General features: G+C 39.4%; 16 protein-coding genes and 1 pseudogene. 2 read left to right on the plus strand and 15 right to left on the minus strand.

Going from position 1 to position 21,451, the window contains the following annotated elements; all coding sequences use genetic code 11:
* Positions 1-220: 220 nt before the first annotated feature.
* From C406_RS0117080 to C406_RS19725, 7 genes are all read right to left on the minus strand, one after another.
* Positions 221-4,348: a cell wall-binding repeat-containing protein gene (locus C406_RS0117080; protein WP_017381874.1), complete on the minus strand. Its 4,128-nt coding sequence runs from the start codon at positions 4,346-4,348 to the stop codon at positions 221-223.
* Positions 4,349-5,895: 1,547 nt separating this feature from the next.
* Positions 5,896-6,537: an L-fuculose-phosphate aldolase gene (locus C406_RS0117085; RefSeq protein ID WP_026045741.1), complete on the minus strand. Its 642-nt coding sequence runs from the start codon at positions 6,535-6,537 to the stop codon at positions 5,896-5,898.
* 160 nt (positions 6,538-6,697) lie between these two features.
* The gene (mtnA, locus tag C406_RS0117090) at positions 6,698-7,729 is read right to left on the minus strand and encodes an S-methyl-5-thioribose-1-phosphate isomerase (RefSeq protein ID WP_017381876.1); all 1,032 of its coding nucleotides are present in this window, start codon (positions 7,727-7,729) and stop codon (positions 6,698-6,700) included.
* Complete coding sequence (mtnK, locus tag C406_RS0117095; protein ID WP_017381877.1) at positions 7,722-8,939, minus strand: S-methyl-5-thioribose kinase; 1,218 nt, start codon at positions 8,937-8,939, stop codon at positions 7,722-7,724. Before mtnK ends, mtnA begins: the two co-directional genes overlap by 8 nt.
* Positions 8,940-10,144: 1,205 nt before the next feature.
* A complete protein-coding gene (locus C406_RS0117105) occupies positions 10,145-11,266 on the minus strand; it encodes an oxidoreductase (RefSeq protein ID WP_017381879.1) in 1,122 nt (373 codons plus the stop codon).
* A gap of 567 nt (positions 11,267-11,833) precedes the next feature.
* Positions 11,834-12,091 carry a hypothetical protein gene (locus C406_RS0117110; RefSeq protein ID WP_017381880.1) on the minus strand — a complete coding sequence of 86 codons (258 nt, stop codon included), beginning with the start codon at positions 12,089-12,091 and terminating at the stop codon, positions 11,834-11,836.
* 254 nt (positions 12,092-12,345) lie between these two features.
* Positions 12,346-13,149, minus strand: coding sequence for a DUF2935 domain-containing protein (locus C406_RS19725; protein ID WP_017381881.1), 804 nt, complete (start codon positions 13,147-13,149; stop codon positions 12,346-12,348).
* 289 nt (positions 13,150-13,438) lie between these two features.
* Between C406_RS19725 and C406_RS0117120 the strand changes: the two genes are divergently transcribed.
* Positions 13,439-13,669, plus strand: coding sequence for a hypothetical protein (locus tag C406_RS0117120; RefSeq protein WP_017381882.1), 231 nt, complete (start codon positions 13,439-13,441; stop codon positions 13,667-13,669).
* A gap of 156 nt (positions 13,670-13,825) precedes the next feature.
* Here the strand turns inward: C406_RS0117120 and C406_RS0117125 are convergent, their stop codons facing one another.
* A complete protein-coding gene (locus C406_RS0117125; protein WP_017381883.1) occupies positions 13,826-14,335 on the minus strand; it encodes a DUF6843 domain-containing protein in 510 nt (169 codons plus the stop codon).
* A 533-nt stretch (positions 14,336-14,868) separates the two neighbouring features.
* Between C406_RS0117125 and C406_RS0117130 the strand changes: the two genes are divergently transcribed.
* Positions 14,869-15,306 (plus strand): DUF4181 domain-containing protein, encoded by a 438-nt coding sequence (locus tag C406_RS0117130; RefSeq protein ID WP_017381884.1) that lies wholly within the window; start codon positions 14,869-14,871, stop codon positions 15,304-15,306.
* Between the two features lie 527 nt (positions 15,307-15,833).
* Here the strand turns inward: C406_RS0117130 and C406_RS0117135 are convergent.
* The 7 genes and pseudogenes from C406_RS0117135 to C406_RS0117160 form a co-directional block, all read right to left on the minus strand.
* A complete protein-coding gene (locus C406_RS0117135) occupies positions 15,834-16,904 on the minus strand; it encodes a hypothetical protein (protein ID WP_017381885.1) in 1,071 nt (356 codons plus the stop codon).
* A gap of 64 nt (positions 16,905-16,968) precedes the next feature.
* The gene (locus C406_RS0117140) at positions 16,969-17,166 is read right to left on the minus strand and encodes a hypothetical protein (protein ID WP_017381886.1); all 198 of its coding nucleotides are present in this window, start codon (positions 17,164-17,166) and stop codon (positions 16,969-16,971) included.
* A 155-nt stretch (positions 17,167-17,321) separates the two neighbouring features.
* Positions 17,322-17,444: pseudogene (locus tag C406_RS21440) on the minus strand (serine hydrolase); the annotation flags it as partial.
* A 402-nt stretch (positions 17,445-17,846) separates the two neighbouring features.
* Positions 17,847-18,638: a 2-keto-4-pentenoate hydratase gene (locus tag C406_RS0117145; RefSeq protein WP_017381887.1), complete on the minus strand. Its 792-nt coding sequence runs from the start codon at positions 18,636-18,638 to the stop codon at positions 17,847-17,849.
* Between the two features lie 3 nt (positions 18,639-18,641).
* Complete coding sequence (dmpG, locus tag C406_RS0117150; protein WP_017381888.1) at positions 18,642-19,661, minus strand: 4-hydroxy-2-oxovalerate aldolase; 1,020 nt, start codon at positions 19,659-19,661, stop codon at positions 18,642-18,644.
* 24 nt (positions 19,662-19,685) lie between these two features.
* Positions 19,686-20,579, minus strand: coding sequence for an acetaldehyde dehydrogenase (acetylating) (locus C406_RS0117155; protein ID WP_017381889.1), 894 nt, complete (start codon positions 20,577-20,579; stop codon positions 19,686-19,688).
* A gap of 46 nt (positions 20,580-20,625) precedes the next feature.
* Positions 20,626-21,405 carry a 2-keto-4-pentenoate hydratase gene (locus tag C406_RS0117160; protein WP_017381890.1) on the minus strand — a complete coding sequence of 260 codons (780 nt, stop codon included), beginning with the start codon at positions 21,403-21,405 and terminating at the stop codon, positions 20,626-20,628.
* Positions 21,406-21,451 lie beyond the last annotated feature (46 nt).

A 21,451-nucleotide genomic window follows, 5' to 3' on the forward strand; every position in this document is an offset into this window, starting at 1 on the left:
GGGCTGAGGCCATGCCCGCGGAATGCGTCCGTCTGAAACGGAAATCTACCACTACTATAAAAAAAAGGAAACTGCCCTTTGTCATATTTTATGACTTTTAGGACAGCTCCTTTTTACTCAATAGGTTATTGTGCAGCGGTATTTGCCGTCCATAGCGAGCCGGAAACCTAGCTCGCTGCAGTGTTAGCGGATGACTCTATCTCACTACCAATCTAGAAATTTATTCAAACAAGTCTTTGCCTATTGCTAACTCCCCGCCCAAAAGCGTGAAATTACGAATATCATATTTTTCGATCAAATCTGCAGTTGGCTGCGGTATCCCATTATGTCGTACTAAAATAATAGGCGCCATATTCTTAGCCGCTAATACCGAACCTGTCATAGCATCCGCAAAAGCTTCGCCAGTTGCCACATATACCTTATCCGTAGGTAGATCCAACACCTCAACTACAGCTACCGCCGTCTCATATCTACTTTTACCTGCAATTCGAACAGGATTATTTAATTGGTCAAATACAGAAGCTGAAACTGCCAAAGTCCCACCCATTACAATCGTATTTGGAATCGACTGTAATGCATTTTTCGTTTCACTAGGTAAATTATTCGTTTTCGTTAACAAAATTGGATAGCCATTTTGTGCAGCATATGACGAAATCGTCAGTGCATCCGGAAAACTAAATCCATCTGTGACGATGGCTTTAGTTGGATTGCCACCCATTCGTTTAGCGATTTTCACGGCTGTCTCGAAGCGATTCTTGCCAGCTATTCTCTCTACAAAAATACCATGTGAATAAAGAGTATTGACAACCTCTTGAGATATCGCGATTTCTCCACCAACGATGATGACCTTCTTCGTATTTAAACGCTTCAGTTCTGCAATCGTTTCAGCGCTCAATGCTTTCTGTTTTGTTAAAAGAATCGGTGCATCTAATTGGTAAGCAAGTGGAGATGCAGCAAGCGCATCTGGGAAATCGTACCCTTGCGCTAGAATAACGGTATTAGCCGTATCCCATCCTTTTTTAGAAATAGCGATTGCTGTTTTAATGCGATCGGTTCCTGAAATACGTTCGACTGTTTTCGCGCCTTTTTCTACCGTAACACTTACAGTTTCCGTGTTGTCGCCAACCGTCACTGTGATGCTAGTCGTTCCTGCTGCTTTTGCTGTAATCAAACCAGCATTTACAGAAATCACTTCTGTGTCGAAGCCGCTATATGATGCAGTTGCTGTAACGTCTTCATCTTTAGATGTGTCGTCAGCTTTTGTTGTTGTTTCTGTTACTACTAATTGCTCTGTTGCATCTACTTCTAATGCAACAGTTGTCTTATTAACTGACAATGTTTTAACATCTGGAGCAACGACTGGATCTTTTAAGTCCACTTGAATTAACACTGGCTCATGGTCAGATGCACGACCGTGAATTTCCATGTAGTTAGCATTGACATGGATGATGTCGACTTGTGTTCTTTCAGCCAAATTATTAGATACTAGGATGTGATCAAGTACTTGATTATTTCCTTGATAATAGTAAGTGAAACGTTCTCCAGCTGGTACTTTTTCAATCATATTCGTCAAGATTCCACCTTTAAGTGCCGCAAGTGTTGGTGTGAATTCGAAATCATTCATATCACCAGCCAAGATTACTTTTAGGTTTGGATCTTGCTCTTGTCCTTTTTTAATAAAGTCATTAATCATGGTCGCAAGTTCGATACGTTCCGCTTCTGAACCTAAGAATGGAGGTTGATTTTTCCCGAATAACGGTTGGTCTCCACCTTTAGAGTTTAAGTGAGTGCCGATAACGACTACTTTTTCACCTTGGAACTCAAATTGAGCTGCTAATGGTTTACGTGTGTTTGCCTGAGGCAAGTCTAGGATTCTACCAGGGTTTTTAGATAGTTCTCCATCTACCCAAGTTACTGCTTCCGTTGAACCGCCTTTTGTTCCTTCAGATAATGTTACACGTTCAGGATTGTATAGGTACCCTACGCGGATATTCCCGCCTGGTTGTCCACCGTCTTTATTGTATTCTGGCGCGATGTCTGTCCATTCGTATGCTGGTCCTCCTGCTGCCACAATTGCTGCTATTAGACGTTCATAGCTTTCAGTCGCATCAGGATTGTTTGAAGCTGTTGCACCATCATTATCTTGGACTTCTACAAGCGTGATAATATCAGGTGATTTCATGTTGTCAACGAATGAGCGTGCAATTTTCTCTACTTTTTCATCCGGTGTTTGTGTGCTATTATTCGAGAAGTTTTCAACGTTATATGCTGCTACGTTCAGTTTGTCTTCAGTTGGTTCAATATCAGTTACTAGATTTGGTTTTTCAACACGTGTGATGTCAGGTAAATCTGATTCTTGTGCCCACAGTTTGTAATTACCAAAGCCGAAGCCCATAACACCCATAATATTTCCAGTGTAATAGTCACCAGATTTTGCATCGTACGCTTCATTATCAAAGTCTACAATAATCCGTTCTGGGTTGTAATCAGTTGCTGAGATGTTGATACCACCTAAAACATTAAAATCATTGTTCGTAGAGTTTTCTGCTACTACCACGACTTCTCCATATTTTTGTGGACCGACCACTTTTGCATTTGGAACTGATAAGCGCATTAATTCAACTGATTCCCAGAAATCAATGCCATCTTCTTCAGGATCAAAAGATGTCAATTGATCGTTGTCGATAATTTCTGTTGGTGGGAAAATGTCCACGCCGATTACTAATGGCTCAGGAAGTGTTGCTGTTCCTGAAGCTACTGTTGAAGTTGCACGAATACGTGTAACTGGTAGATCATTTGATTGCTTGTCTGAATAGCCTTCGTAATACCATTCTTCAACTGTTCCTTCAACGGTTACTACGTCACCTACTTTTAGTCCGTTTGAAGATTTGTTTACGATTAGTGCTTCAGACGTTGTGTTGTCGTCATCTGGGTTGATATCTTGGATGACAAAGTTTGCAGTGTTATACAGGTGAGTAACAACACCCGTAATATCTTTTACAGTAGCACCTTCGTAATCTGAATAATGTCCATTACCTTGAATATCACGAATGACTAGGTTGTCCACTTTCAAGACCTTATACGTAAATGAGAAGACTTCAGAAGTCGTGTCACTTACAGCGATGGCTTTGATAGTTGTGTCTTTTGTTAAGGTAATAGGTGCTGTATATTGTGTGCTTGCTGATGTTGGCGTTGATCCGTCTACCGTATAGTAGATCGTCGCGCCTTCGATGGGTGTAATTAATGAAATTTCTGTTCCTTCAGATACTGTTCCAGGGAAAATATCTGTATAAACAGCAGGTTTATTAACTAAGTCAAAGCTTTCAAGACCTAGTGTTTTCACTTGGTAACTTGTATTGAATTTGGATGCGATCCCAGAAACGTTTACAAGATCGCCATTTTTGTAGCGTTTGATGAAGTCATCATAAGCCAAGCCGTTACGGTTATCGTTACGAATGACAACTGATTCACCGTTTTCATGTGTAGCAGTGAATTCGAATGTACCGAAGTCATTTACTTTTGTTAAGTCAGCAATCGTGACATTGTTTAATAGAATACGTTCACTTTGTGTATCTTCTTTCACACCAGCTGGAGTGATATCTTGTGCTGCTGGTAGTGGGTTTGCTGAAGATTTAACGGTAATTTTTGATGGTTGAATTTGAAGTTCGCCACTGTATGGGCTTACTTTTCCTTCAAGCTCAACAATGTCACCAGGTTGAACGTCAGCTGCTGTTGTGTAAGCATAAATACCAGCTGAGTCGTCTTGGATATAGAACGCTTTACCGCCCCAGAATCCAGTACCTGTTGTTACAGTTCCCGTTACTTTGATTAATTTTGTCTCATCCGTGACTGCACGAGCTGCAGCGATGTCAGCCATTACTTCAGCTTCAGGTGCTGGTTCGCCTTCAGAAATGATGGTGTATGCATTTGCACTTTTTAAACCTGGAACCGAGAAATATGCTTCTAGATTTCCAGAGATGGTTACTTCAGCTTTAAAGTTATCTGGGTTATCTTTTAAATTGATTGCTGCACGAACAGCAGTGTTGGGTAATTGAACTGGCAGGATTTTAGCTGCGTTTGTTTCATCCGGACTGTCTGCTAGTCCAACATTTGTATTAGAGGTAAATGGTGGGTCTTGGTCATAACTCGAGCCACTGCTTGCTGTTCCGACTATAAATCCTTTTACTGTTGCTGCGCCAGTGTTATTGGCAATGGCTTCAGCTACGGTTATTGGTTCAGCTGCTTGTACACTTGGTGCTGTAATAAAAGGTGCTACCATTGAAATTACTAGTAAGATTGCGAGTAGCATCTTACCTAAAGCATGTTTCAAAATACCTTCTTTCGACATCCATTTCCACTCCTCAGTGTGTGTTTTGTTATACGTTCAAATTATATCAAACTATTGGAATCGTTTTCCATAATATTTTGTAAATATTGTATGTAATATGTAAAGTTAGGTAAGAAGTCTGACTTTTATGTTAATTTAAGCATTTAGTTATGCTCTCGCGTGGATGGTTAAAGAAAGAGAACCAAGGAACAAACTGAAAAACATTTAATAATACTCTCGCGTCGCTCGTTAACGAAAGAGAACCATAAACCTAAGTGAAGTTATTGAACGACTGTGTCGACTCTGGTTTCCGGCTCGCTGTGGACGGTACGGCTGCTGCAGGATAACCTAGGGAGTAAAAAGAATCTTTATGTGACGTTGTCACATAAAGATTCTTCTTTTTTAGAGGCAATCTTGCGGCGGGTGTGCGTCCTTCGCTCTCCTTCAACCTCAACGTGCATAGGTCTTTGATTTTGGGTTAACTAGTGAATGGTCACTTACTGCCTAGAAAGGCATGGTCCGAAGATACAATTTCGGCCCATTTCTGCTAGTTTTAAAGTGGGTGCAATACCATTTTCTATAGACCTAGATAGTAGCAAGGTTTTCGTATGCTTTAAGATACTTAGGGAAGGCCTATCATCACGTGAATTTAAACAGGAGCGTAGTGAAAAATAAACCATTTAGTTTGCGCATGGTGATAATCTCGCGTAGCTCGATCAAAAAAATATTGGCCAAAGACAACCATATGGCTCAAGTTTTATCGAAATTCGTTTCATTAGCTAGTTAACTTGTTTCATGAGACACGTTTTAAACGACTGCTTCCTTTATAAATTATTTATCGGCCAAGTTTGGGTGTTTATCGACCAACTTTGAGATTTATCGGCCAACTTGAGAATTTTATCGGCCATTCTGGAGATTTATCGGCCAAACACGTCTCATAAACTAGCTAACTTGCTGAAACAGCTACTAATAAAGGAAGACTTTTTGTAAGACTCTTTCACTAACAGAAAAAAACCAAGAAGCGACAGCGAAGTGGCTCCTCTATAGGCTTTTACACTCTGTTTTGAAGAGGACATTAAATGGTTTTGTTTTCGCTACGCTCCGGAAAACCCTTCTACCCACGTCTGTAAAATGGAATGGCTTATAGTAATTTCCCTTATAGTGTAAGCCACAAATTGAGCGGCATTGGTTTATTACACAGCTACGGTAGAGTATTAAAAAGACTTCTTTCAAATAACGCAGGGAGACCTTTTAAAGTTAGTAACGAGCGGCCGAAATTTCATCTTCGGCCGCTTCTTATCTAGGCAGTAAGTGTCCATTCACTAGTAAACCAAAACCAAATTTAAAGTTCTGTGCTCGTTTAGGTTGTAGGCGAGCGACGGACGGACATCCGCCGCAAGATTGCCTGTCCGAAAGAAAACGAGCGATGTGACAACGTCACATCGCTCGCTCTCTTTATTTCCTAGGTTATTCTGCAGTGGCATTGCCGTCCATAGCGAGCCGGAAACCCTATGTGATTCAGTAACACTTACTCTTTAAATGTTGGTCCTCTCGCATGTGAGTTTCGATTATTTTTGACCGTATGTTTTAAATTGTTCTGCCAGATGAGCCATTTCTTTATCATCTAGGATGGCTGGCTCGCCGACTGTTTTAGCTTTTAAGTATACTTCGCAGCAGAATTCGATTTCTTCTGCGATATCAAATGCTGTCGCCAGATTGCCCGCTCCTGCGAGTAGTCCGTGATTAGCTAGTAGAACTGCTTGACGATCTTGCATTGCATCGAAAGCATGGGTTGCTAGCTCAGGTGTTCCGAAACTAGCATATTTAGCACAGCGTACATTTTTCCCCGCAAAGGCAACTAAATACGACACTGCAGGTAAACTCCATCGAAGTGAAGCAAGTACGCTAGCGTTAAGAGAATGTGTGTGGACAACAGCATTTATATCTGTACGTTTCTGATAGAAAATCGCATGCATGTGAAATTCACTCGAAGGCTTTCTTTCACCTTCAATAATATTCCCATCTAAGTCGCACACAACTATATCTTCAGTCGTCATGATATCGTAGTCAACGCCACTCGGACTAATGATCATATAGCCAGATTCTCGATTAAAGATGGAAATATTGCCTCCAGTCCCTTTTGTAAGGCCCCTCGTCTTAAGTAACTTACAATAATCAACAAGTACATTGCGCTCTTTCATGAACATCAGTGTGTCCTCCTTATATGTAGTAGTTCCTTTATCGGTATTAGTTAAAGCAAGTAAATTCTAAACCCAAGTGCTTAATGGGTGGCAGGCAAATCACCTGCCACATTTTCTGTTGGCTTTCCACTCTTTAAAGAAAGAGCAGACCATACTCTCGCGGAAGGCTTTAAAAGAATAATTTCTCTAGGTTTTCTCCATAAGGTGCTCGCACAATACCCTTTTCGGTAATGATTGCCGTTATATGTTGGGCGGGTGTGACGTCGAAGGCTGGGTTATAGACCTTTACGTCGGCTGGTGCTGTTAGTTTACCAAATCCTTCGATGACTTCGGATTTATGTCTTTCTTCTATTGGAATGCCCGCTCCGTTTGGCGTGTTTAGGTCGATCGTTGGTGTTGGTGCTGCTACGTAGAATGGAATGCCGTAATGTTTAGCTAAAATGGATACGCCGAGTGTGCCGATTTTATTAGCTGTATCTCCATTTGCTGCGACGCGGTCACAACCGACAATGACGGCTTGGACTTTGCCTTGCGACATGACCATTGCTGCCATGCTGTCCGTAATGACTGTGACATCGATGCCTGCTCTGCTTAATTCAAGTGCAGTTAATGTTGAACCTTGTAAACGCGGACGTGTTTCGTCTGCATATACTTTAAAATTCCAGCCTTTTTCTTTAGCTAAATACATGGGGGCAGTGGCGGTTCCATATTTCGATGTCGCGAGAGCGCCAGCGTTACAATGTGTTAAAATCCCTATGCCGTCAGTCAGTAATGTTAATAAATTCTCGCCAATCGTGCGATTGATTTCTTCATCTTCTTTATGAATGGCTTGTGCTTCTGCTAATAGTGCTTCCTTATAACTAGCGTCCGTGATTTTAACTGCTGTCATGCGTTCGAGTGCCCAAAATAAGTTCACAGCGGTCGGTCTAGATGTAGCTAAATACGCGACATGTTTCTGCACTACTTTGCCCAAAACGGTTTGGTCTAGGTCTGGTTTAAGATGGCGAACACCTAGGTACACGGCATATGCAGCTGCGACGCCGATAGCTGGGGCACCGCGGACTTTCATGGTGACGATAGCATCCCAGACGCTTTCGACGGTGGTGAATTCTTCATAGACAATGTCATTTGGTAATTTGGTTTGGTCAAGTAGCACGAGTGCATTGTTTTTCCACTGGATCGGATTGAGTGCTTCAGTCATTTTTTTCCTCCTGTAGTGCGTTTTGGAGTGCCGTTACGTAATCTCCGCCATGACTAAAATCATGTGGATTAAGAATCAGTGTTTGTGCGACGCGTAGGCAGAGACGTTCTGCTTTTAGGCGATTTTCAATTGGTTCTATAGTAGTAATGTCTTTTACTTTTGCTAGTCCGACGATGCGGCGTGCGAGTTCGAGGCCCGCCATGCCCGCTGTGTCTTTAAGAATGTTTTGCAAGTAGTGTTGTTTGAAATCTGAATTTTTGGCGACAACTTCAGTTGCGTGTTCGTCCCATGCTTTGTTGAATTTGGTGTCGAACAAGTCCAAGACGTCGAATAATGTATTTTCGACCCATTCGGTGAATTCTTTCTGTTGATAAGCGTCCCCTCTTGCCCATGCGAAAATGAGGTTGGCCATGATGTTTCCGATATCGTATCCCATTGGACCGAAGAATGCGAATTCAGGATCAATCATTTCCGTGTCGTTTTGGTCAATGAAAATAGATCCTGTGTGTAGGTCGCCATGAAGGAGTGACTGGCTGTTGTTCATGAAATGGAATTTCAGTTTTGCGACTTCTAGGTGTAGTTCTTTGTTTGAGTAAAGATGTGTTTGGACAAAATGCTCATTGCCTGGCGTCACTTCGTTGCGGTTAAACTGATTATGAAATGGCTCAGTGAACACGAGGTCTTCCGAGATTTCACAAAGTTCTGGGTTGATAAATGTGCGGACTAGTTCTTTCTTGTCTTTATGGTTTAATACGACGTCGCTTGTGCGCAGTAGTGTGTTGACCATGAAGTCGGTGATGTGTTCGGCAAACTTCGGGAATGTTTCAAAGTTTGTCAGCGCCGTACGCATAATGGTTAAGTGAGATAAGTCTTCCATGACGCAGCAGCTCATTGTTTCATCGAGTAGGTAGATTTCAGGGACGAGTCCTGGTGCTAGTGTGTGTTGAAGTTTTAGTGCTTCGGTTTCGATTTTGTTGCGGGTTGTGGAGAGAATGAATTCGTCTGAAATGCGCGCAGTGGTTCCCGCTTGTTTGACTATGACTGAGTCGTTGGTGTCATTGTTGAGGACACGGTAGACATAGTTAAGGTTGCCATCGCCGATTTCTAAACATGTTATGTTTTGTGCATTTTTAAAGGTATGTATGTTGGCTTTGACGTAGTCTTTTACATGGTCTGTGTTCATGAGAAAGTATTGTTCAAACGAGGGCATTATGTTGTGCTCCTTTGAATGTCATTTTTCCTTTATCATATCATTTGGGAAAGTTTTGGGATAGCTAGGGGGATTTGTATTACATGCGTGCAATGTTCTGGGGAAAGAAAGAAGAGATAAATGGATCTAGGAAACACCTAAAAGAATATGGGATGTTGCTCTCGCGGACTCGTTAAAGCCAGAACCCTATTGATGGCTTGCTTGCCTAGGTTTCCGGCTCGCTATGGACGGCGTATCTGCTGCAGGATACCCTAGGGAATAAAAAACATTTTGATGTGACGCTGTCACATCAAAATGTTTCTTTTTTAGAGGCAATCTTGCGGCGGGTGTGCGTCCGTCGCTCGCCTACAACCTTGACGTGCGTAGGTCTTTGATTTTGCATGACTAGATTGGTACCACACTCTATAATAAGTATCGCCGAAGATGCGGCTGCTTGTTGCTAACTATAAATGATCTATCTGCATTACTTGAAAGAAGGGTTTGGCACACTTTACCGTACCTGTGTAAGACACCAATGTCTCCCAATTTGTGGCTTACACAGGTACGAAAAATCCTCGCTCAAAGCGAGCGCAGCGGAGATTATCTCGAACAGGAAAGTGGCAAATCGGCTAGCCGTGCCACCTATTTAGCCCTTCGTTTTAGACCTTTCTCTCTTTAACGTGTGCCGTGAGAGTCCCGACACCTGTAAAAGGATTTGCCACTGTGTCTACTCTGGTTTCCGGCTCGCATGGATAGCACATATGCTAAGGAACAAACTGAAAGACATTTAATAACACTCTCGCGGTGCCTCGTTAACGAAAGAGAATCACAAACCCAAGTGATAATAAGTGGCTGTGTTGAGCCACTACATCTGCTATGGTTTCCGGCTCGCTATGGACGGCCTATCTGCTGCAGGATAACCTAGAGAGTAAAAAGAATCTGTATGTGACGCTGTCACATACAGATTCTTCTTTCGTAAAGGCAATATTGCGGCGGATCAAACATGAAGTGCATAGGTCTTTGATTTTGGTTTACTAGTGAATGGTCAATTATTGCCTAGAAAGGAATGTGCCGAAGATACAATTTCGGCCCATTTCTGCTAGTTTTAAAGTGCGTGCAATTCCGTTTTCTATTGAGCTGGATAACAGGTTTTTTCCTTACATCCAACATCTATAAAATAAAAACAGACCCTAACGTTTTGAGCGCTTTAGGGTCTGTTGTAATGTCTATTTATGACTTAAAACTTCTTTAGTCAACTCGCTATCTTTAATTTTAGCAATTGGCATCAAGATTTCATTTGGGTTAAAGTCGTCTAACTTTTCGCCCTGTAATACTCGGTTTGGTAAATCAGGGTTTGCGAGTGCTGATGTTCCAATGCTCACAAAATCAGCGTATTTATTTTCAAGTAGATGGCTTGCTTTTACAGCATCACCTAGACCGCCGTTTGCTATAACTGGCAATAAGCTGTATTCTTTTGCGACTTGAGTGAATGTTTTCGTGCCATCATCAAAGCCTGGAGCTGTTGCATCACTTTCTGTGACATGAATATAACTGAGTGGCGTTTTACCTAGTGTTGAAAAGACAGATTGAGCTGTTTTTTCTCCTCCTGGCCATTTGTAAGTCGAGTCTGCCACTTTCCCTTGAGAAATGCGAATGCCGACAATAAAATCTTCGCCTACTTTTTCACGAACGGCTTCAATGATTTCTGTCGTCAAAGTTAAACCATTTTCGATTGAACCGCCATAACGGTCCTCCCGTTTATTAAGATAATCCGTTAAGAATTGGTCAAGTAAATATCCATTGGCTCCATGGATTTCCACGCCATCGAATCCAGCTTTTTGGGCTGAAGTTGCTGCGTGGACAAACGCGTTTTTGACTTGTGTAATGTCTTGTTGCGTCATTTCTTTAGGTGTTTGAAATGGACCTGAACCATTGTAAAATGAAAGCTGTTCACCTTTAGGTGCTACTGCAGAAGGTGCGATTGTTTCGTCTTGAAAACGATTTCCTTGCGACTGACCGCCTGCATGCATGAGCTGTGCAATAATGGTAGATCCTTGTGTTTGCACCGCTTGAACGATAGGCTTCCAAGCTTGTATATGATCATCGCTTTCGATACCAGGTTGGTTGAAATAGCCCTGGCTATATTGATCATCGAAATAAATTCCTTCTGTAATAACTGCAGCAAATCCACCTTTTGCAAAGCGCTCATAATAGGATTTCATCCGTGCATTTGCTTTTCCATCTTCATCCGCACTAATGCGTGTCATCGGTGCGACAATATAGCGATTCTTTGTTGTCAATTTTCCTATGTGACCTTGTGAAAATAAAATCGAATCATTTTTTTGCATAATTGTCACCTCTAGTTGAAGTTTTCCATATTGAGTGGATATTATACATCTTACCAATCATCCGTAACTGCTTAAAGAAATCTGTTTGAATGATATGCAACTTAGGATAATTGAGTTTAATTGCACTCAAGGAAGGTTCAAGCACGTTTCATTAGCGAGAGTGTTCCTATTCCCAACATACAAGAATTTAACTGAACCTAAATAACATTGGTTCACATCAAGGGGGTCAGGTATCTTTCCTGGAAAACATCTACAGGATTTTTTCAGAAAACCAGGAGTTAATGAACACCCTATATTTACAGTGTTTTTTGAGGAAGGACTCTTTCATTAATGTTCAAGAACTCGTTCGACAATCTAAGTTCAGTAACCTGGACGACATTAAGTATAGGTACACGATTAAAATTCAGGCCAAAAGAAAAAGCCACCTTGTAAAGGCAGCTGGTTGTTGAAGTAAAGCACCCTATAGTTTAAGTACATTGTTTCACAAACTCGTTTTTGAAGTTAAATGAGGTACTATATAATAATAAAAGAAGACTACAAATTAACTAACGATAAATTGGAATTTGCCTACTTGATTCCTTCAGTTTTTAGCTCATCAATGACTTTTCTCAAAAATTTTCTGGTTTGGTCTATATCCGCAATTGTATTGTTATCATGACGGCTATCAGCCCATGATGTCTTGCCAGTAGAGCGTATGAGTAATTTTCCACCCTTAATTAAGTAGTGATTGGTTTCTTTAAAATTTATTCCGACGTAATCTTTCGTTTTCGCAAATCCCTCATTTATATCTAAGAGTTTTTGTATTACATCTTTCGTAAGTCTCATTGTTATTATCCCCCTATTCTTTTTGGAAAAATTAGGAACCCACTAATTCCCGCGTCAATAGATAGTTTCTCACATAAAAAAAGAGCTGACTTTAAGTCTAAGGGGTTCTCTTCAGAGGTGCTAATTTTGGTTATATTTGGCTGTATATTTTGATAATAAAACAGTTTCGATTTGACCATTTATTTATGAATAAGTGACCCAAAACTGAACGGCTTACATTAATTTGATGGTGGTCTTTTTACCGTTGTCTATAGTCATGGTGTTTGTATTTTAGCCTTTTTAAGACTTGCCTCGAAAATATCGATAATTTCAATAAATCGTTCAGCTTCTCTAAAAACATGGTCAGCTAATAGCGGATGAATATTACTCTTAATTCGGCATTCTTCAATTAAATCACGTGCTGTTTTCTTAAAGTCTCTTAACGAAACAACAGATACCCGATTTTGATCTAAAAATTGATGCAGTAGTGGTGGTGTTTCTGACTGGGGTCTCATACTATCCAAGTCAATAGCCTGGTACATCAACTGATCAAAGTCGTGGCTAAATTCCCTTGCTTGATCGACTAATTTTCGCTCACTTGGATCTAAAAGATGACCGATAAATTTCGCATGGTCTGCCATAATTTTAAGAAAGAATATATTTTCCTCAATTATTGCTTCTGGTAAAGGCTGAAGTTTACCTTCATTTAATTCTTTTAATCTATTAGCAAAGTATGCAGCCTCTCTACTCGTATGATCAACCAATAAAGGATAATTATTGGTTGTGATTTTGCATCGAAGAATCAATCCTAATACTTTTCGTTTATATGCCCAAATTGACGCAACTTCTTGATACACTTGTGAATTGAAAGCCTGTATCTGTTGTGGATCGGTTTGCTCCGAGTAACCTGCTAACTGCTCTTCAATTCTTTCAAAGCTAGCAATGAACTGCTGAGCTTCCACAATAAGTTTTTTCTCATTAACGGTAAATCCTAAACTTAAAAATAATGCATGTTCTTTCATAATTCTTGCCCAAAATCTAATTTCGTCTAAGGACCTTACAACAAACTCGTTGGACAACCAATCGCCTCCATTTCTTCACAAATTATCATATGTCACGTTGCGTGAAAAAATTTCGTTTTGACGATAACTATTATATACACCCTGCTCATCAGTTGACATAACAACCAAGGTAGGAAATAAACCTTCTTTTAATGGGTTCTATATGTCATATTTAACTAGCGGCTTAATTAAAGACTTAAACTTGGTTCAACGGGCGAAAGTCGTTTGGAATAAAGGTGGAAGTCGTGGGTTAAAAAGATTTACATCGTCTAGATAAAAAGGTGGGACAATCATTCTACAAATAATAATGATTTTAATGAGTATTGCGCTGATTATTGGGAGTATGTACTATGGGAAAAAAGAACATGTTAAGTTTGCTGAAGATGCATCATCTGCGAACACCTCAGATTCAATAGTCGCGCTTATTTTCATATTAATTGTTAGCTTTTTCTTAAGTATAGGTCCATGGTGGTTGACGAAAATTATTTTTCTATTAATCAGTTTTGGTTTACTTTTTATAGCGATCTTTTTAATTTGAAAACTTGCTTTAGTTATTATAAGCACTCAGGATACATCTATAAGGACCAACTTAATCACTCTTTAATTTAAAAAGAACCGGCTGCCATGTAAAGGTAGCGGTTTTTCAACATATGATCTTCGCGATTCAAATATAGTTAAAGATTTATGGAATTTTTCAATATAGTTCATTAAACCAGTAATCTTCTACTTCCTTTAATTGATCATAGTAAATATCCTTGCCATCAAACCAAAACTCTTGTCCACATCCACTCTTTGTAACTTGTAAAGTTACGTAGGTAACAACCTTTCCATCATCTTTTGTAATTGCGCCTACATCACCTTGATGAATACAATCTTCTTGAATAGTCGACCTTCCACCATTTGAATCGACGTAGAAGAATTTATCTTTATAAAATTTTGCATCCATTAAGGGGGTAGACGTGAATGAAATACCATAATAAGGGTACTCACTTAATGCCATTGATTCTAAAAATTCTTCTTTTACAGGAATAACTGAAAAGTCTCCTTGTTGCTCTAAGACTGGTTCACCCGGAATTCCGTAAAAAACTATAATAGAGCCCTCATACCCTTCTGGAATAAGATATATATCATTAGTAAATTCTATTTCATTAAAAGAACATCCCCCAACCAATAAGATACCTATTAATAAAGCAATTCTTATCATCTCTCCACCACTTTCTAAATCACTTTCTAGGCATAATACTGATTAAATATCCCACGCACGACAGTTTGACATATCACTACTTCTAGGAAGTTCCCCTCAGCCAAACTTCAGTTTCATTAAAGGGTTTGCCATAACTAATTAGTAGAAGTAATATCCCACAAATAGTTGTTACACTGCCTATGAGGTATTTTCCAAAACTCCTATGATTTTATTCATTTAAATATCTCCTCCAAGCCGATAGTCGAACAAGTACCTGGATGAGGAAGTACATGACTAATCGTAAGAAGAGCCGCGTTGTTAAGGTATATTAAAAATTCCGTTATTTGGTAAATAGAAAGGCTTATGTTATCGTTAATTACAATTGTACTTTTAGGCGTAGCAACTATCTCTTGCTGCGAAGTAAAAAGAAGAAGTGAAAAACCATTGAATGAAATAGGAGAAAGAGAAATAGCATTTTATGACTAGTAAATTAAACAGAGTAGTCTAGACCAATAGATTATTATGTTACTAAATTAAATATTGGAGGAGATTTTGTGTATGGATTTGATTCGACGTTCTGGTTAAAGTTACTTCCCTTACTTCTCATACTTACCGTTTATTTCGTGTTAATGATTTCATTTAATGCCATCATGCGAAGGTGGTTAGGAGTTGAGAAACGAAAAGCATTCTCTCATAACCATGTAAATGATAAACACAAGAAAATCGATTGGAGTATTAGGTTGTTTTTTATTGCCATGATGGTAATAGGAGGTTTTATTAATGTGACAATCATCCCTCGGGAGCCCTATTTGTTCTTGCAACCATGGTTTTTGTTGTTTGTACTTATATTTATCACTGAAACCGTAAGAGCAGTCATGGAAAAGAGATATGCAAAGAATCCAAATGCCTATATTTTTACAGTTTACCAATTAGTTTTTACATTGATACTGCTCATATTATTATATACGACTGATTTTTTCGGTATCTTATAGCCAAGAGTTACAATTCTTTAATGTGAAGTTCCCAAGGTTTAAATCAGTTGAAATTAATTTTATGTAGGACTCTCCATTACATAACTACAATGAAGAAGCCTTCAACTGGGAAGGCTTTTGTTATGCTTTCTAATCAAACCCTTTTACGATGAATTACATTGATAGTAACTTAACTGCACTTTTGTTACATTCAAAATCGTGTTTCTAATGGGCCACTGAATTGACTTGGAGATAGAACACCATAAACAGACTGAACAATGCGATGAGGCACATCGTGATCAAAACCACTTTTTCCATAGGTCGCTTGTATAGTACAGATTAAGCAACAGAAAATAAAGCACGCTAAGAATTGATAGCTTAATACCACCAATCTTAATAGAGTTAATTTCGCTTATTCCATTTTCAGTAATGATAAAATCTGATTTTTTTCCGTTCTTTTTGTATGTACTTATTAATTTTCCTGATACACAAAACAATTATGAAGGTTAAAACATTCGTTTTTTCTTTTCCGGGGACTTTTTCAAAGTTTATTTGTCTTGACTAGCTACACTCACAACTTTTTCTCCTTTTATGAGTTCCGCAATAGAATAATACCGAGCACCAGAGTTATTAGCCGGTGGTTTGGGAAGATGCTTCAAATGAATTACATCTTTACTAGAAAGGTTATAGAAACGATAATCTTCTCCTTGATGGGTGAATCCAAAGCCTTCAATACGATCCGTGATATATTCTTTAATTCTAGTGGCGAAATCTTTTTGAATTCCCTCTAATGAAATATCGAGTGAAGGAGAGAGTGGGTTAAGGACTACAATTTCCTCTGTTTTATATAAAAATTCCATTTCTCCTCCACCACTAGATCTAAATGTCATATAAATAGGTGTTTTATACAAAAAACCTTTAGCATTATGAGGACAAGCATGAACAAAGTGCTTCTTTGTTAACTCATGGGTCTTACCAGCTGCAACTGAAAGAACTTCAACTTCATAATATTTCATCGCTTTTCTCACCCCATAAATAAAATCTAAAAATTCTTCTGCAATTGTTATTTCTCCACCGCTCTTTTTCTCTTTACTAATTAATTCTTTTATTAAACCCACCATGTCGGTCCAAGTAAGACTAGAGAATCCACTGTTAGGAGGATGAAGTACTTTATGTTTTGTCAGTGTTATACCTATCATTGGTACATTTACATCCCAAGGAAAGTTAATTGGGTCAAGATATGCTGTAAGTTGACTTGTAAGATCCGCCTCATTAATCACACCTGTACTTGCGCTCTTAGCTTCTATGACTATTACTAACCTTTTTATACTCCTTTGAAAAAAAGATAACGTAATGTCACGTCTAATTTTCGTTTCACCAACTGATAACATTTCCGCATCTACTTGAACAAAATCAATTTCCTGCATGAATTTAGGATTCTGTTGAGTAAGCTGACGGTCAACTTTCTTTAAGAAAAGCTCAATTAATTCAGGATACTTCGAGAATAAATATGAAAGCCCCTTGGTTTGCTTAGTTTCTGTATCGCCATGTATTAAATCAAAAAATGTTGAACGATAATTTGTGTTTCCTAATTGATAAAGACGTAGCATCGTTTTCATTTGATTTCTCCTTCACAATCTTGGATCTGTTGTCTCCTAAAGAAAATCACTTGTTTGAGCCAAACTATTTCTTAGGAAACTGCCGCATATGATAAGCAACTCGCTCAATAACACCAGTTTCATCACGAACAAAACGGATTAACTCACTTTGATCTTGAACAATGGCAAGAAACAAATCTTGGCCAATACATTGAATCGGGAAAGATGTTCCATGTGTAAAGAACTCGAGGACTCCATCACCAATCGTAATGGATAGACTCATCCCCTCACTTGAGGTATAAGTCCCTTCGTAATCATTTAGTTCCTCGAGTGAAAACTCATGCTTCGTTTAAGCAAACGACGTTGTATCAACGGCACGACCTTCCAAATCATTAAGAGCTCCATTTATAATAGTAGTTGCCGGGACACCCGCTAAATAGCATCTGTTGGTGTAAAGAATTCGGGCAAATACGTTTCAACTGGATCATGGACAGAAAACTTACCTTGTTCTTGCAGCACCAAAATTGCTACACGAGTGAATGACTTGGTGACAGAAGCAACATGAGCAAACCCAATAGCCGTTCGTAATTTGATATATTCGAATCAAAACTTTCGCATACCCTTCAAATGCACTCAAAGCAATTGACTCTTCACTAAAAATCCCCCTTATTATGTAACCTTCTCTCTTCATAGTAATCTATTCAACCTACATATGTAAGAAATATCTGTTAATTCAACACTATGTTTGGGGAAATGAAAGAAGTGTCTGGCTCCTTCAAATAAACTAAGCGGCCGAAGATGAAATTTCGACCGCCCTACCCTTCTTATTAAAATCCATGCCACAAGCCTACATCGTATCAAGCTTATTCTATTTCCACTCGCTCTCCAGTGGACTTAATAAAATACTAGTCATCTTCTACATAGCAAGTAGTTACCGAAGATACAATTTCTGCAACTCTACTACTACTTACAATGCATGGACACACTACCTAAGCCATCAAATTCAGCGATAACGGTATCACCTTGCATAAACGCAATCGCTTCTGACATTGCTCCACTTAGGATAATATCTCCTTTTTTCAGGCCTTTTCCTCGAGCTCCTAATTCGTTCACCGCCCACGCAATCGCAGTTGCTGGATGCCCTAATACGGCTGCACTTGAACCAGTTTGTTCAACTTTTCCATTTTTGCTCATCACCATGCCGATATTTTCTAGATCAATCGCATTTGGCGAGACCCATTTGCTGCCCACCACAAATTTAGAAGACGAACAGTTGTCAGCAACTACATCCACTAATGTGAACCGGAAGTCTTTATAACGACTATCAATAATTTCAAGAGCTGGTGCTATATACTTCGTTGCCCGGATGACGTCTTCTGCTGTTATAGTTTCACCTTGTAAATCCTCTGCCATTAGGAACGCTATTTCAGGCTCCACCTTTGGATGAATCAATTCTGCGAAGTTTATGGCTTCCCACTCATAGGCCAGCATATCATTATGCAAATATCCGTAGATGGCTTCATTAACACCCATCATTTTTTGCTTCGCCTTACTTGTTAATCCAAGCTTCACTCCAACTATTTTCGTACCTCTATCCTTTAGTTTGTGAGCAAGTAATCTGTCTTGTAATTCATAAGCTTCTTCTATCGTTAAGTCTGGATATTCGTCAGTTACTTTAACAACTTCACGTGCTTCACATTCTGCTGTATATAAGTATTCAATTATACTTTTCTTTCTGTTTGTTAGTAGGGGCATAAGTTATATCCTCACTTTACTTTTTTTAGCTAACTCAGCTGCAACGTCAAGAATCATATCTTCTTGTCCACCTACAACCTTCATTTTTCCTAGTTCTATTAAGATATCGCGTGGATCAAGTCCAAATCTTGCTCCGGCGCGTTCGGCATGAAGTAAAAAACTTGAATATACACCGGCATATCCGAGAATGAGACTACCTTTTCGAATTTCTTGAGAGCCTGGAATGATAGGTCCCACAATATCCTCTGCTAAATCCATCATCTTAAATAAATCGATACCTACATCTATACCCATTCGCTCCATTACAGCGAGTAACACTTCAGTTTGTGTATTACCGGCTCCCGCTCCTAAACAACGAACACTCCCATCAATTCGCGTGGCCCCTTCTTCAATCGCAACAATTGTATTCGCAACTGCAACAGATAAATTGTTGTGTGCATGGAAGCCCACTTCAATATCCAATGAGTTACGAAGAGCTTTAATTCGTTCCCGTACTTCATGTGGAAGTAAGGCACCCGCAGAATCGGTTACGTAAACAGCCTCCGCTCCATAGCTTTCCATTAGTTTAGCTTGCTCTACTAGCTTTTCAACTGAAACCGAATGAGCCATCATTAAAAATCCTAATGCTTCCATACCAAGTTCCCGTGCTTTATTTATATGTTGAGCTGATACATTAGCTTCTGTTGCATGTGTTGCCACTCGTACCAACCGAGCTCCTAGCTCATTTGCTTGTTTTAATTCATTTACAGTTCCGATTCCTGGAATCAGCAATACAGCTACTTTCGAAGTTTTACATTCATCAACTGCCGCTTCGATCAATGTCATTTCATCGACTAATGATTTTCCGTATTGTAAGGTCGAGCCACCTAAACCATCACCATGGCTCACTTCAATATAGTGCATACCTGCGTCATCTAACGCACGTGCTACATTGCGTACTTGTTTTTCCGTAAATTGATGGGCTACGACGTGACTACCATCACGTAGACATACTTCTGTTAGTTGAATTGGTTTATCGGTCATATCGCAATCTCCTTTCTATTATTTTTATATGGTTGTTTCTGCCGCTTGTTTAATTAACATTGTTCGAGCAAAGTCTTCACCAACTCGGACTGCCGCTGCTGTCATGATATCCAAATTCCCTGCATATGGAGGGAAATAGTCGCCTGCTCCTTCCACTTCAACAAAGACCGTAACGCAATTCCCTTCAAACATCGGTTCTTGTCTTAAACGATATCCAGGAACATAGGCATTTACTTTCTCAACCATTGATTTAATCGAAGCTAGGATAGCTACTTCATCCATAGTTTTTACTTCACAATAAATCGTGTCGCGCATTAATATAGGTGGATCAGCTGGATTTAGAATAATTAAAGCTTTGCCTTTGTCCGCACCCCCTACATCTTCTATTCCGCGTCGTGTCGTAATAGTAAATTCATCAATATTTGCTCTCGTTCCAGGTCCAGCACTTAAACTAGAAATTGTCGCTACAATTTCTCCATATGTAACATCTGCCACTTCATTAATCGCTTGAACAATTGGTATAGTCGCTTGTCCTCCACAAGTAATCATATTGACGTTCATCGTTTCCATAGACTGTTGATTTACACTCACCGCAGGACAAAAGAAGGGTCCTATGGCAGCAGGAGTTAAGTCAATTGCGAGTATCCCTAATTCTTTTAATATTTTGGCATGATGTACATGGGCCTTAGCAGAAGTTGCATCAAAGACAATTTCTGCTAGTTCAGGATTATCTATTATTCCTTGAATCCCATTCGAAATCACTTGATACCCTTTTTCTTTTGCTCGTTTAAGACCATCTGACTCCGCTTCAATTCCTATCATGGCCGTTAACTCAATTACGTCACTTCTTTCTAATTTGTACATTAAATCTGTTCCAATATTACCCGAGCCGATAATTGCTACTTTAATTTTCTTCACGGTCATTCACCTTTCTTTAACTCTCGGTTTTGTGTAGTAAGTTTTTTTATTTAAAATGAACAGTAACGGATCCAAGAGTGCCAAACCTAGCTTCAATCGTATCCCCAGAACCAACTGATACTGCACCCGACAATGCACCAGGTAAAATTAATTCATCTTTCTTTAATGAAATACCAAATTCAGCTAATTTATTTGCAAGCCATGCAACCGCGTGAGCTGGATGACCCAGTGCAGCCGCGCCAGCACCTGTAGCTTGGAGTTCCATATTTTTAAACAGCACCATACTAGTCGTTCGTAGATCCACTAAATCAAGCGTAGTCTTTTCATCACCAACTACCACTTTTCCTGACGAACCATTATCCGCAACTGTATCGATTAATTTAATCTTCCAGTCACTTACACGACTATCAATAATCTCTAAAGTCGGGACAACATATTTTGTAGCCATCATGACATCAAGATAAGTAATGTTCGGTCCGACCAAATCTTCTCCAAGAACAAAGCCAATTTCTGCTTCAACCTTTGGCGATATCATGGAATTAATTCTGATAGTAGCCCCGTTTTCAATTTGCATATTATCAAATAAATGACCATAATCCGGTTCGTCTACATTCAACATTTTCTGCATAGCAACACTTGTTAGACCTACTTTTTTGCCTATTATTCTTTTTCCTTCAGCAAGCTTAAGCTTCACTGTTTCTAATTGAATTTGATAGGCATCTTCTATCGTTAAACCTTTGTCTCGATCTGTCAAAGGCAATAATCCTTTACGTGTTTCCTCTGCTTCTATTAGTTCTGTTGCATACTGAATATTTTTCACTGTCACCTGAACATCACTCCAATACTTAAAACAAATAAAAGGCGTGCATTAG

This window comes from Paenisporosarcina sp. TG-14, assembly GCF_000297555.1.
GTDB lineage: Bacteria > Bacillota > Bacilli > Bacillales_A > Planococcaceae > Paenisporosarcina > Paenisporosarcina antarctica.